Consider the following 13,808-nt stretch of genomic DNA (forward strand, 5'->3'; position numbering starts at 1 on the left):
TAAAGGCTAGTCAAACCAATCAAATTGAGCTAGTATAAATTTAAAAGATTTCCTGGGGTGTTCGTGGATGGGTTATGTCCCTGAGCCGATACTTAGAACTTTATAAATCGGTTTCCCGCCATTGGTGTGTAGGCTTGACCTTTGACTTTGTCATTGGACTAAAGAAACCTAAAAATGGCCTTACCGGTTTCCTTGGACCGTCGGGTTCAAGGACTACTACTCGTAGCGGCACTCTGGGACCTTTCTCTTAAATCCATTCTTTCCAATCGAATGAAATCAACACAGCAAACGCTTCGCAATCAACTCCGTCAACAAATTCGTAAAACACGAGCAAATTTGACCGCACTTCAGCAGCAACAGGCGGAAGATTCCATTACTCAACAAGCTCTTGCATTAATTGAAGAACGAAATGCGCAGCATATTGCCTTGTATGTTTCCTTTGATGGAGAAATCTCCACAGATAAACTTATTAAAACTCTTTGGGCACAAGATAAGTACGTTTATTTGCCCGTATTACACCCTTTCAATCCTAACCATCTTTTGTTTTTACGTTATTTGCCAGATACACCGATGCTGAAAAATAAATTTGGCATTTGGGAGCCAAAACTCAATGTTCAGAGCGTATTGCCTTTAGAGGAATTAGATATTCTTTTTGCACCACTTGTCGCTTTTGATAAACAAGGTAATCGCCTTGGCATGGGAGGGGGTTTTTATGATCGTACCTTACAAAATTGGCGAAATTCTTCTTTTATCCCTGTGGGATTAGCCCATCAATGTCAGCAAGTCGAACAGCTTCCAACTGAAGCTTGGGACGTGCCACTTCATCAAATCTTAGTCGTTTAAACCTATCAAGAAGCAAAGTTTGATAGAAAAAATTAAAAATTGTTGATTTTTTCTCTTGAAATACCAAAAAAGGGTCTTATTTAATAACTCGTAAAGGGGATGACCCCAAGAATTTAATCAGGAGAAGATAAGCATATGAATATTGAAAAATTTACCACAAAATTCCAACAAGCACTCAGTGAAGCACAATCATTGGCGCTAGGTAAAGATAATCAGTTTATCGAACCAGTGCATTTATTGACCGCACTTTTAAATCAACAAGACGGTTCAATTGCACCAATTTTAACGACCAGTGGCGTGAACGTGGCATTATTGCGTAATGAATTAAATGCCGAATTGAATAAATTGCCACAAGTGTCGGGTAATGGCGGTGATGTGCAAATTTCCCGTCAATTACTTAACTTATTGAATTTATGTGACAAATTAGCTCAACAAAAACAAGATAAATTTATTTCCAGTGAATTGTTCTTATTAGCTGCGCTTGAAGAGCGAGGCGCATTAAATGACATTTTGAAAAAATGTGGTGCGAAAAAAGAACAAATTTTACAAGCGATCCAACATATTCGTGGAGGACAAAGCGTGAACGATCAAAATGCAGAAGAAAGCAGACAAGCTCTTGAAAAATATACAATTGATTTAACAGCTCGTGCTGAAAGCGGCAAACTCGACCCGGTGATTGGTCGTGATGAAGAAATTCGTCGCGCCATTCAAGTATTACAACGTCGTACCAAAAACAACCCAGTATTAATTGGTGAGCCTGGTGTAGGTAAAACCGCTATTGTGGAAGGTTTGGCACAACGTATTGTTAATGGTGAAGTGCCTGAAGGTTTAAAAAATAAACGTGTGCTTTCTTTAGATATGGGCGCCTTAATTGCCGGTGCGAAATACCGCGGTGAATTTGAAGAGCGTTTAAAAGCCGTTTTAAATGAGTTATCAAAAGAAGAAGGTCGCGTGATCCTCTTTATTGATGAAATCCATACCATGGTTGGTGCAGGTAAAACTGACGGTGCGATGGATGCAGGTAACTTATTAAAACCAAGTTTAGCTCGCGGTGAATTACACTGTGTGGGTGCGACCACTCTAGACGAATATCGTCAATATATCGAGAAAGATGCGGCACTTGAGCGTCGTTTCCAAAAAGTCTTTGTGGACGAGCCAAGCGTGGAAGATACCATTGCTATCTTACGTGGTTTGAAAGAGCGTTATGAGATCCATCACCATGTGGATATTACTGACCCAGCAATCGTGGCAGCTGCAACGCTTTCACACCGTTATATTTCTGATCGTCAATTGCCGGATAAAGCCATCGACTTAATCGATGAAGCAGCTTCGAGCATCCGTATGGAAATTGACTCTAAACCAGAGCCGCTCGATCGTCTTGAACGCCGTATTATCCAATTAAAATTGGAACAACAGGCGTTACAAAAAGAAGAAGACGAAGCAAGCCGTAAACGTTTAGAAATGTTAGAAAAAGAACTTTCTGACAAAGAACGTGAATATGCGGAACTTGAAGAAGTATGGAAGTCAGAAAAAGCAGCACTTTCAGGTTCTCAACACATCAAACAAGAGTTAGATGCGGCGAAAACTGAAATGGAACAAGCGCGTCGTGCTGGCGATTTAAGCAAAATGTCTGAGCTTCAATATGGTCGTATTCCTGAATTGGAAAAACAACTTGCAGCCGCTGAAACCGGTGAAGGCAAAGAAATGAGCCTATTACGCTATCGTGTGACAGATGAAGAAATTGCCGAAGTACTTTCTAAAGCAACCGGCATTCCAGTTTCTAAAATGATGGAAGGTGAGAAAGAAAAACTCTTACGCATGGAAGAAGAATTGCACAAACGTGTGATCGGTCAAGAAGAAGCAGTCGATGCCGTTGCAAACGCGATTCGTCGTAGCCGTGCAGGGCTTTCTGATCCTAACCGCCCAATTGGTTCTTTCTTATTCTTAGGTCCAACTGGTGTGGGTAAAACTGAGCTTTGCAAAACATTGGCGAAATTCCTCTTTGACAGCGAAGATGCGATGGTACGTATTGATATGTCAGAGTTTATGGAAAAACACAGCGTATCTCGTTTGGTTGGTGCGCCTCCAGGTTATGTCGGCTATGAAGAAGGTGGTTACTTAACTGAAGCAGTTCGTCGTCGTCCATATTCAGTAATTTTGCTCGATGAAGTGGAAAAAGCACATGCGGATGTATTCAACATCTTATTACAAGTGTTGGATGATGGCCGTTTAACTGATGGTCAAGGTCGTACTGTGGACTTCCGTAACACCGTGGTGATTATGACCTCTAACTTGGGTTCTGATTTAATCCAAGGTAGCAAAGATGAAAGCTATGGCGAAATGAAAGCCTTAGTGATGTCAGTGGTGAGCCAACATTTCCGTCCGGAATTCATCAACCGTATTGACGAAACTGTGGTATTCCACCCACTTGGTAAAGACAATATCCGTGCGATTGCAAGCATCCAATTAGAACGTTTAGCAAAACGTATGGAAACCCGTGGTTACGAATTGGTATTTACCGAAGCGTTATTAGATTTCATTGGTGAAGTGGGTTACGACCCAATTTATGGGGCTCGTCCATTAAAACGTGCAATCCAACAAGAGATCGAAAACAGCTTGGCACAACAAGTTCTATCTGGTCAATTATTACCAGGTAAAGTAGTCACAGTGGATTATGTGGATGGCAAAGTTCAAGCCAGACAATAATTTGTAAAATGAAAAGCCATTTAGTGAAAGCTAAATGGCTTTTTTATGCTTTGGTAAAAGATAAAATAGGGTAGAATGACGCTGTGTATTGCGTATAAAAATGAGGAAAAAAATGACCGCACTTTTAAAAATTGGTTTGGTTTCAGTGTCAGATCGTGCATCAAGTGGTGTGTATCAAGATCAAGGGATTCCCGAATTACAACAATGGCTAGAGCAAGCGTTGGTAGATCCTTTTGAAGTGGAAACACGATTAATTCCAGACGATCAGCCATTAATTGAACAAACGTTGAAAGAATTGGTGGATGAGCACCATTGTCATTTAGTGCTAACCACTGGTGGTACAGGGCCGGCAAAACGTGATGTGACACCAGATGCAACGTTAGCGGTAGCCGATCGTGAAATGCCAGGATTTGGCGAGCAAATGCGTCAAGTAAGTTTGCATTTTGTGCCGACAGCGATTCTATCTCGTCAAGTTGGTGTGATTCGTAAAAACAGTCTCATCTTGAATTTACCGGGTCAACCAAAAGCCATCAAAGAAACCTTAGAAGGCGTGAAAGATGAACAAGGCAAAGTCTTAGTGAAAGGGATTTTTAGTGCAGTGCCTTACTGTTTGCAATTAATTGATGGTATTTATATTGATACCAAACCTGAAGTGATTACAAGCTTCCGCCCGAAAGCCGCGCGCCGTGAAAATTTGGAGAAATAAGATGAAAAAAATCGAAGCCATTATTAAGCCATTTAAATTAGATGATGTGCGTGAAAATTTATCTGATATCGGTATTAGCGGAATGACCGTGACTGAAGTCCGTGGTTTTGGCCGCCAAAAAGGGCATACAGAGCTTTATCGCGGTGCGGAATATATGGTGGATTTTCTACCTAAAGTGAAAATGGAAATTGTCGTGCCGGATGATTTACTTGAACAATGTCTTGAAACCATTGTTGAAACTTGCCAAACAGGGAAAATCGGTGATGGGAAGATCTTTGTTTATGATGTAGAACGCGTGATCCGTGTTCGTACAGGCGAAGAAAATGAGGAAGCCATTTAGTGGAAAAAAACTTAAATTTTAACCGCACTTTAGTCGCAATGGCAGCTTTAGTGATTGTATTTGCGGGAATTAAATTGGCGGCGGAGATTGTCGTGCCTTTTTTATTGGCATTATTTATCGCCATTATTTGTTCGCCGGTAATTAAAGCGATGACACAACGCAAAGTGCCACATGGTATTGCGATTGCCTTGTTGTTTATCTTAATTTTAATCATATTCTTTTTCCTGGCAGGATTAATTAACAGCAGTGTGCAGGAATTCACTCGCTCAATTCCTCAATATAAAGTGTTGCTTTCAGAGCGTATAAATGATGCCATGGCATTAGCTCAAAAACTGAAATTGCCGATTGTAATTTCTCGCGAAGCCATTATGGAGCATTTTGATCCAAGTGTGATCATGAACTTTGTGAGCCGTTTGTTATTAAACTTTTCTGGTGTGGTGACGAATGTTTTTGTGTTGATCTTAGCGGTGATTTTTATGCTGCTTGAAGCACCAACCATGAAGCATAAACTTGCTTTAGTTTTAAGTGATAATGAACATGATGTTGTCGCGGAAGAACATCACATCGATCGTATTTTAGACGGTGTGATTAGTTATCTTGGTGTGAAAACGGTGATTAGTCTGCTTACCGGCGTCTCGACGTGGATTTTGTTGGATGTCATGGATGTCCAATATGCCATTTTATGGGCGACGTTAAGTTTCCTATTAAATTACATTCCGAATATTGGTTCGATTATTGCCGCAGTGCCTATTATTGTTCAAGCGTTATTACTGAATGGATTTGGTGTAGGTATGGGCGTGACAGCTGGTATTATTGCATCCAATATTGTGATTGGTAATATTATTGAACCGAAAATGATGGGGAAAACCTTAGGACTTTCTACCTTGGTCGTATTCTTTTCGTTGCTTTTCTGGGGATGGTTGCTCGGTACAGTCGGTATGTTACTTTCAGTGCCGCTAACAATGGCGTTTAAAATTACCTTAGAAAGCTCTGAATCAACGAAGAAATATGCGGCTTTATTAGGTGATGTAAACGACTAAAGTGCGGTCATAAAATGTCATAATTTTAGCAATAAAAAAGCCACCGTTATGGTGGCTTTCTTTTTATCTGATGTTTAATAGATTAAGGTAAATCATCTACTTCTTTATCCACTTTTGGTGGAATCATATGTTCACGGCGTAGGCCGATATCATAAGCAATCGCAATCGCGATAAAGATTGATGAATAAGTACCAAAACCGATACCAATTAATAACGCTAATGAGAAGTTATGAATTGATGGACCACCAAAGAAGAACAAGGCAATCACAACAAGAAGCGTTGTGAGAGATGTCATGATGGTTCTCGATAAGGTTTGCGTTAAGGAAATATCAATAATATCGATGGTTTCTACACGGCGAATTTTACGGAAGTTTTCACGAACACGGTCGAATACCACGATACTATCGTTGATAGAATAACCTACAACGGAAAGAATCGCCGCCACGAAGGTTAAATCCATTTCGACTTGTAATGCAGAGAATACACCGAGTGTAATCACCACGTCATGCGCAAGTGAGGCAATACCACCAAAACCTAAACGCCATTCAAAACGTGAGCCCACGTAAATTAACATCATTGCTAGGGTTGCAAGGGTCGCATAAACCGCACCTTGAGCCAGTTCTTCACCAACGTTTGGACCGACGAATTCGATACTGTTAATATGAATATTAGGGTCAATTGTTTGGAGCATGCTTTTAACGTGATCACCAATAGCAGAATCGTTATTGTCAGCCGGTAAGCGAATCATCACGTCTTGTACAGAACCCGTTGTTTGTACAATCGGGCTTGCAATCCCATTTTGATTTAATGTGCCACGGATTTTTTCTAAATCAGCCGGTTGTGAGAAGTGAGTATCAAATACCACACCACCGGTAAAATCCAAGCCCCAGTTGAAGCCTTTTGTCACAATGAAGAAGAGGGAAATCGCCATTAAAATTGCGGAAAATGCATACCCTACAAATCTCACTTTCATAAATTCAGTGAGAGGGAATGGCAATTTAATCCCATTCACTTCACGGATAAAATGTCCGTTTTTATCTTTTGCAAATAATCTCATCTTATCCTACCTAAATTGATAATTTTTCAAGACGTTTACCGCCGTATAGGAAGTTCACGATAGCACGTGTTCCAGTAATCGCTGTAAACATTGAAATTGCTACACCTAATGCAAGGGTTACCGCAAAGCCTTGAATTGGACCGGTACCCACAGCATAAAGAATGATTGCCGTTAAAATTGTGGTTAAGTTCGCATCGAAGATAGAGGTGAATGCACCGTTATAACCTTCGTTAATGGCTTGCTGGATTGGACGACCATTACGAATTTCTTCTTTGATACGCTCAAAAATAAGTACGTTGGCATCCACCGACATCCCCAGGGTTAATACGATACCCGCAATCCCTGGCATGGTGAGTGTTGCACCAGGTAGGATAGACATCAAACCGACTAATAAAACGATATTAATCACCAAGGCAAAGCTTGCGATAATACCGAAGACTTTATAGTAAATCAGCATGAAGACTATGACGGCAATTAAGCCCCAGAAGCTTGCATCAATACCTTGTTCTACGTTTTGTGCACCAAGAGAAGGACCGATTGTACGTTCTTCAACAATTTGAACAGGCGCGATTAATGCACCTGATTTTAATAACATAGAAAGGTTTTGTGCTTCTGCAGAACTGCTTACACCCGTAATTTGGAAGTTAGAACTAAAGCGACCTTGAATTGTTGCGACGTTAATCACTTCTTCATTTTTCTCTAAAATGGTTTTGCCATTTTCGTCTTTTTTACCATTATCTTTGTATTCTACATACAAGGTTGCCATCGGTTTTTTGTAATATTTCTTGGTCGTTTGCGACATGATTTCGCCGCCTTCACTATCCAAGGTCACACTTACTTGTGGCGTACTGGTGTTTTGGTCTAAACCCGAGCTTGAGTTGATGATATGTTCACCACCCAATACCGCACGTTTGTAAAGTGCAACAGGTCTACCTTGACGGTCATATTTGATTTCTGTGTCAGAAGGTAACATACCACGAGCAGCCGATTCAGGGTTCACTAATGAATTCACAATACGGAATTCAAGTGTTGCGGTTGCCCCTAAGATTTCTTTTGCGCGCGCAGTATCTTGAACACCCGGTAATTCGATAACGATACGTTCTGCACCTTGACGTTGGATAACCGCTTCAGCTACGCCTAATTCAGCGACACGTTTACGTAAAATCGTTAAGTTTTGCTCGATGGCTAAGTTACGTGATTCTGTTAATGCCGCTTCTGAAAGGGCAAGGTTTAAGGTGTTGTCACCAATGTCAGACACGTCTAATGTTGGGTGTAACTGACGAATAATACGCGCTGCTTTTGACATTTGGTCTGCGTTTTCTAATGTGACCGTTGTACCAAATTTGTCGCCATTTTTAATCGCCGTAAACTGAATTTTTTCTTTACGTAATTCGTTGCGTAATGTGTCTTGTAACTGTTCTTGACGTTTAGCCAATGCAGAATTCATGTCCACTTCCATCAAGAAACGTACCCCACCACGTAAGTCCAAACCCCATTTCATTGGATTTGCACCAATACTACTTAACCAAGCCGGTGTTGCCGGTGCAAGGTTTAATGCGGTGGTGTAGTTAGTGCCAAGTTTTTCTGCAATTTTATCTTTGGCAAGAAGTTGGTCATCTGTGTTGGTGAAACGGGCAAGAATGGAGCCATTTTCAAGAACGATAGATTTGGTTGGAAGGTTATTTTCTTTCAGTACATTTTGTACTTCAGTTAATGCGGTGGTGTCTGCTTGTTGTCCGCGTGTACCGGAAATTTGCACCGCAGGATCTTCACCATAGATATTTGGAAGAGAGTATAAAGCACCAATGGCGACCACAAGGATCACCATTAGATTCTTCCATAATGGGTAACGATTTAACATAGTTTTCCCTTTAGGAATTTAAATTAGAGAGATTTTACAGAACCTTTCGGTAATACTGAAACGATGTAGTTACGGTTAATCGTGATTTCAGTAGTATCGTTTAAAGCGATAACAATTTCAGCACCTTCGGTTACTTTGGTGATTTTACCAATCAAACCACCAGCGGTTAATACTTCAGTGCCTTTCGCTAATTCAGACATTAATTTTTTGTGTTCTTTGTTACGTTTCGCTTGTGGACGGTAAATCATAAAATAAAAAATTAAACCGAAGATCACGAAAATAAATAACGTGGACATTGGGCTTTGTGCTTCCATTGTGTTTTCCTTATAAATGAAAAGTTAAAAGTGTGCGTAAAATACCATAAAACGGCATTCAGTAAAAGCCGATGAAGGCAATAACAACGAGAATTTTAGGATTAATTGATTTTTTTCAAGCAAACTTCGAAGATTTGCTCGGAAAGCCAATGTTTATCCACTAATTCACATTGATTTTCTTCACAAAAAACAACAAAATTTTCTACCGCACTTTGACGATTTAATTGCAAAACTAATTCATCATTTGGCGCTAAATTTGCCAAAGCTTTCTTCGCCGTTAAAAGCGGAATCGGGCAGGAAAGTGCGGTCAAATTTAATTGATATTTCATGGTTTAAGCTTGGCGACGAGCAAACATAATTTTGCCCATAGCTGTGAGTTGTTCTGCGGATAAATATTGCTTACCAAGCTCAAATAGCGGCTCTTCAAGGGCAAGATGTCTATCATAACTTGCTACAAATAGCGTAATCAGCCTTTCATCTACATCAGTGCGTTTCTCTGCAATCAATTCTTCCAGCTGCTCCGAAAGCTTTGCCCAATTTTCATGCAAAGTAACATGTTGGCGTTCTAATTCATCTACCGATTCTTTCGCTTGAGGCGCTTTTTCAATTAAAGCAGGGAAAAAATCTTTTTCTTCATCATCATGATGAAGTGGCGCCGCGTGATTAAAATACTGCAAAATGGTTTTCACATCATTTAATACGGCTTGATTCACGCCATTCTTTTCTAAATAGCCTGGAAGAATGGTGAGCTGCTTACAAAAGCGTTTCACCTTGCTATGACAGGCGTAAAGCATATCAATCGGCTCATTCCAAGTGGCAAATTGCTGAGGTTCAAGGATTTGCATAAGGTTTCCTTTGTTAAAAAGTGCGGTCAAAAAACGCGGTATTATGTAGCAGTTGCACAAAGTCCGAAAATTGACTAATTTACAGCATAAATTTGAATGCCTTTCCGAATGAAAATTGTGAAAGGCATTTCTTTTAACTAAAATTCTAACTTCAACCTAGCAATTTTCACATTAAATTTCCATTTTTTTTAAACTCAAGGCATAGCTATTCCGCTCAACCTTCATTCAGGTAAGCTATTTCTTTCTATATAATTCTATCTAAGTCTATTAACGCCTATACGATTCTATGCTGCCATCAGAATTTCATCGTATGCAGCTTGTTCTTCAAGTCGCTTAAAGTATTGTGATGAAATTTCGTTAGGTGCAAAAGCTTTCATACCGAGAAGCTCACCTTCACGATGATTTCCTTGCCAGTAACCGACCCACTCTTTGAGCGGCAATACCCATAAGCAACGTTTGAGGACATCTTCAAACAGTTCCCCATTTGATTTACGGCGGTTATCTGAAAAGAATGCAGCTTGATTTGCATAGTGTAAGGCATATTTATTATCGGTTTTATGGTGTGTGCCACGCATTAAGTCGCGCATTCTGGCATTAAAGGATTCTGCTAGATTGTTGTTTACACCTTTCGAACTATAAGCCTCTTGATGATTCACCGACCAACGGGTGTAATGAAAATCAAGACTTTTATAAGCAGGATTTTCATCACACATAATATCACTGCCTGCTTTCACAAAGCGTTGATTCAGTGCAAAAATAGTATCCGCATTTTCGGTGTAATCCATTGCAACAATGGTACGATTTGCTCCAGATATATTGCTATCATTTGCAGCACGTTGTGTAATAGCAAATAGACAACGTTTAGTCGTTCTAAATTTAGGATATTTGCGACCTTTCTCATCAGCTTTCTGACGTTGTTTATGATTATTTTTACGAAAATTAGTTGGGCGCAGGGTAAAGTTGATCCACATTCCATCTTCGTGAATTTCGCCTGACAATGAACTTAAATCGCGCGTTTTAAATAAAGCTTCGCGAACTTTTCCACAAAGTACAAATGCCGTTTTGTAGTTCAAATTAAGATGACGACTAACATCAATCGCACTAATGCCTTTTGAGCTATTTATCATCATTAAGATGACAGCAAGAATATCGACTAAATCAACTTTATGAAAGGCAAAGGCTGTATTTGTCGTAATATAAAAATGGCGTTTGCAATGTTTGCAACACCAACGTTTACGAGAAGCAAGGAAATAGGCTTCGTGGCGAATACCGCAATGCGGGCAGCATACATCACGAACATTATCAGGGTTTCCCCAACGGTGAGTTTTTAAGAGGTGAAAAGCATCTTCTTCAGTAAGGCGTAAAATATCTTTTAAATTGATGTTTTTTGATTTGCTTGAAAGTAAATAATGTTGAGCCATTGCGAATTTCCTTGTGTAGTACAAGGCATTCGAGATTTGCTAAACGCCAGATGCAAAAAAACGCCCATCTGAAAAATTCAGATCGGCTCAAAGCGTTTATGCCTCGAATACCGTACTGTCACAAGAAAATTTGTGAACTAAGCGCCTAGATAAACTCATTGCAGCATTCGCCCATAATGTGCAAGATGCTCAATTTTTGCGGTTTATCTATCTTCCCCATTTTAAGGGAAGCTAAAGGCAAAATAATTGTTTCGTTGGCAAATTGTAGTTATTCTCGGAGGGAGTTTTTCCCTAAAGAATGAGATTTGAATGTAATCCTAAATTACGGATTCGTCAAGTAAAACAATTCCTTTGAGGGAACTTCTTATTTTACTACCTACCTTTTAGTATTTTTAATGAACTATTTAGTTAATATATTTTTAAATTAGCTTATAATGCAATGAAACCTCAATTTTTTCATGGCAAGATAAGATACGATTATGACAATAAGACATATTACTTACCACATTTTACATAAAGAGCAAAACGGTGAAGCTAAGTTAGAGCTTAACCCTAGTCCGCTTACCCCAAATGAAGCTCATCACAATTTCTTAGAAACATTAACAAAAGCATATAGAGTACGAGCAGGTAAAGGGTTTGGTTCATTTGATAGTGATGAAGACAATTTCCCAATGCCTAGATTCTTAAATGATTATTTTGGAAATGATGACTTTCAACACTTAACAGTAAGAATGATGAATACTCTTCTAGTAAAGATTCAAAGCCAACCTTTTGCAACAGGTGGAAAAGTATTTATCGCGCATTATGAAAATCAAGACAGTAATTACCTATTAATTGCCATTTTAGCTGACCGTGTTGGTTTCTCTGCTCAAAACTGGGAAATGTTAGAAAATGAAATGCTGGATATTGAACATCTCAAATACGCTGGACGTATTGATTTAACTGCTTGGCAAGCAAATGAAACTCGTTATATTAGTTTCCTTAAAGGACAAGGTGATGTATCTGTTTACTTTAAAGAATTTTTATCTTGTAATGATGCTCTTGTCGCAAGAGAAGAAACCAAAAAATTGGTAAGCTTGCTTGAGGAATTTACTCGCGAACAAGGCTATGAGTTAGAGCAAAAAACAACATTCTTTAATGACGTAAAGTCTTATCTGGCAGATATTAGTAATATTGGTGGTTCATTTAATACAGAGGAATTTACTAATCGAGTTTATCCGAGCAATCCTCAGTTATTACAAGAAAAACTAAGTAATGTGGATACGGGGGTGCAAGATGGTTTTACACCAGATAAGACTGCACTTAAACGATTAATTACTTTCGTGGGAAAAACTAAGAACTGGCGTTTATCTTTTGATAGAACAGCAATTTCAGAGGGGCAGATTTCTACAGATAATGGTAGAATTATCGTCAATAATCCAACTTTAGAGTTATTAGAAGCATTTGAATAATGAGCGTTACCTTTTCCGAGCTTGTACAAATTTATCGTGAATCTGATCCGTTAATCGGTTCGGAAAAACGTCTTTTTTGTATTCAAACGGAAGATCAGCTAGAAATGCTCAATCGGCTATTATCCGATGACAATTATGAAGATACAATGTTGGAATCTGAAAGTAAGCCTGAACTAGGGGTAAAAGTGAATCTTATTTTCGGAACGCCTAAGCCACAATTTGGGCGTTTCTTCAATAAACTAGATGATTTCATAAAAGGTGATATAACTCAATTCAATAACGATTCGTTATCTAATGCTCCTTACTTCATTAAATCCGAAAACCTAGCCTCATTCGATGAGAATGTACCTGTTTTAGAATCTTATCAAGTCATCAGAAATTTCTTACGACAATTAATCTCGATGGACTCTTATACCGATGCAGTAAATAAAAAACTTATATTTTTTAGCAAAAAGACCTTTGAATTATCTATTGATGTTACTGCAAAACTAAATGAGTTTATTCAACTTATTCGAGGTTTAGATAATGAACAACGTAAGCTAGTTACTGATTTTCAGGAATGGCTTAATGATGAAGAAACCAGTAGCCATATTGATGAGAAAAAATCTATTCTAGCTTTTGTATTATCAGATTCTTTACCTTCTGACGCCAACTTTTCAGATGTAATTCAGCAGATTGCTCACATAAGCGAATCGGTACAAGCTCAATATGCTTTGTATCTTGAAAACTTTAGCTATGAGAAATTTGTTAAAAAGCTAGAAGAGAACACTGAAAAATTTGTAACAAAAATCAACGATACGATTAGCAAAATACTTCCTCAGTTTTTAGGACTACCATTTCTAACTGCTGTGCCTTCAGCTCTAAAATCAGCAGATAACTGGTTGATTTATCTTGCTCTTATGCTCTATTGTATAATATGTGGTTATGGGTTATCTAATCAAAAATTAGTTCTCGATCACATTAGACAAGATGTTGAACGATTTGAGGGTAAAGGCAAAATTCCAGGAAAATTAAAAGGGCAATGGGAAGAAGATAAAGTTAGAATAAATAAATTACTTAGAAAACAGAGACATTTATATAGAGTTTTATTTTTATCTTTAACTGCTTGTTTTGCTTATGGTTTTATAATGTTTTTATTTGCAATTAAAACATTGCAAATATATTGTGGATAAAATGTAATATAGCAGTTTTCAGCATATAAAATATTTTTGAGTAGTGTAAAAA

Annotated in this window: 13 protein-coding genes and 1 other RNA gene; 8 read left to right on the plus strand and 6 right to left on the minus strand. The window is 38.6% G+C overall.

Features of this window, described 5'->3' with window-relative positions; translation table 11 throughout:
- Positions 1-46 precede the first annotated feature (46 nt).
- From ssrS to HMPREF3279_RS09110, 6 genes are all read left to right on the plus strand, one after another.
- A non-coding RNA gene (gene ssrS, locus HMPREF3279_RS09085) (6S RNA) lies at positions 47-244 on the plus strand.
- A gap of 26 nt (positions 245-270) precedes the next feature.
- A complete protein-coding gene (locus HMPREF3279_RS09090) occupies positions 271-843 on the plus strand; it encodes a 5-formyltetrahydrofolate cyclo-ligase (protein ID WP_070868948.1) in 573 nt (190 codons plus the stop codon).
- A gap of 135 nt (positions 844-978) precedes the next feature.
- Positions 979-3,549 (plus strand): ATP-dependent chaperone ClpB, encoded by a 2,571-nt coding sequence (clpB, locus tag HMPREF3279_RS09095; protein ID WP_065243050.1) that lies wholly within the window; start codon positions 979-981, stop codon positions 3,547-3,549.
- Between the two features lie 112 nt (positions 3,550-3,661).
- A complete protein-coding gene (mog, locus tag HMPREF3279_RS09100; protein ID WP_070868949.1) occupies positions 3,662-4,255 on the plus strand; it encodes a molybdopterin adenylyltransferase in 594 nt (197 codons plus the stop codon).
- Position 4,256: 1 nt separating this feature from the next.
- Positions 4,257-4,595, plus strand: a complete 339-nt coding sequence (glnB, locus tag HMPREF3279_RS09105) for a nitrogen regulatory protein P-II (RefSeq protein ID WP_005697836.1) — start codon at positions 4,257-4,259, stop codon at positions 4,593-4,595.
- The gene (locus HMPREF3279_RS09110; protein ID WP_049364902.1) at positions 4,595-5,635 is read left to right on the plus strand and encodes an AI-2E family transporter; all 1,041 of its coding nucleotides are present in this window, start codon (positions 4,595-4,597) and stop codon (positions 5,633-5,635) included. The genes glnB and HMPREF3279_RS09110 overlap by 1 nt, the downstream gene beginning before the upstream one ends.
- Before the next feature lie 82 nt (positions 5,636-5,717).
- On the opposite strand, the gene secF is transcribed toward HMPREF3279_RS09110, so the two are convergent.
- The 6 genes from secF to HMPREF3279_RS09140 form a co-directional block, all read right to left on the minus strand.
- Positions 5,718-6,692 (minus strand): protein translocase subunit SecF, encoded by a 975-nt coding sequence (secF, locus tag HMPREF3279_RS09115; protein ID WP_005697896.1) that lies wholly within the window; start codon positions 6,690-6,692, stop codon positions 5,718-5,720.
- Positions 6,693-6,702: 10 nt separating this feature from the next.
- Positions 6,703-8,553 carry a protein translocase subunit SecD gene (gene secD, locus HMPREF3279_RS09120; protein ID WP_070868950.1) on the minus strand — a complete coding sequence of 617 codons (1,851 nt, stop codon included), beginning with the start codon at positions 8,551-8,553 and terminating at the stop codon, positions 6,703-6,705.
- Positions 8,554-8,576: 23 nt separating this feature from the next.
- Positions 8,577-8,867, minus strand: coding sequence for a preprotein translocase subunit YajC (gene yajC / locus HMPREF3279_RS09125; protein WP_005695468.1), 291 nt, complete (start codon positions 8,865-8,867; stop codon positions 8,577-8,579).
- Between the two features lie 101 nt (positions 8,868-8,968).
- Positions 8,969-9,196, minus strand: coding sequence for a sulfurtransferase TusA family protein (locus HMPREF3279_RS09130; protein WP_005695469.1), 228 nt, complete (start codon positions 9,194-9,196; stop codon positions 8,969-8,971).
- 3 nt (positions 9,197-9,199) lie between these two features.
- Positions 9,200-9,712: a hemerythrin domain-containing protein gene (locus HMPREF3279_RS09135; protein ID WP_070868951.1), complete on the minus strand. Its 513-nt coding sequence runs from the start codon at positions 9,710-9,712 to the stop codon at positions 9,200-9,202.
- A gap of 284 nt (positions 9,713-9,996) precedes the next feature.
- The gene (locus HMPREF3279_RS09140; protein ID WP_070868952.1) at positions 9,997-11,133 is read right to left on the minus strand and encodes an IS1595 family transposase; all 1,137 of its coding nucleotides are present in this window, start codon (positions 11,131-11,133) and stop codon (positions 9,997-9,999) included.
- Positions 11,134-11,612: 479 nt separating this feature from the next.
- Between HMPREF3279_RS09140 and HMPREF3279_RS09145 the strand changes: the two genes are divergently transcribed.
- Together HMPREF3279_RS09145 and HMPREF3279_RS09150 are read left to right on the plus strand one after the other, a co-directional pair.
- Complete coding sequence (locus HMPREF3279_RS09145; protein WP_070868953.1) at positions 11,613-12,584, plus strand: nucleoid-associated protein; 972 nt, start codon at positions 11,613-11,615, stop codon at positions 12,582-12,584.
- Positions 12,584-13,756: a hypothetical protein gene (locus HMPREF3279_RS09150; RefSeq protein WP_070868954.1), complete on the plus strand. Its 1,173-nt coding sequence runs from the start codon at positions 12,584-12,586 to the stop codon at positions 13,754-13,756. The genes HMPREF3279_RS09145 and HMPREF3279_RS09150 overlap by 1 nt, the downstream gene beginning before the upstream one ends.
- Positions 13,757-13,808 lie beyond the last annotated feature (52 nt).

The organism is Haemophilus sp. HMSC71H05 (assembly GCF_001838635.1).
GTDB lineage: Bacteria > Pseudomonadota > Gammaproteobacteria > Enterobacterales > Pasteurellaceae > Haemophilus_D > Haemophilus_D parainfluenzae_R.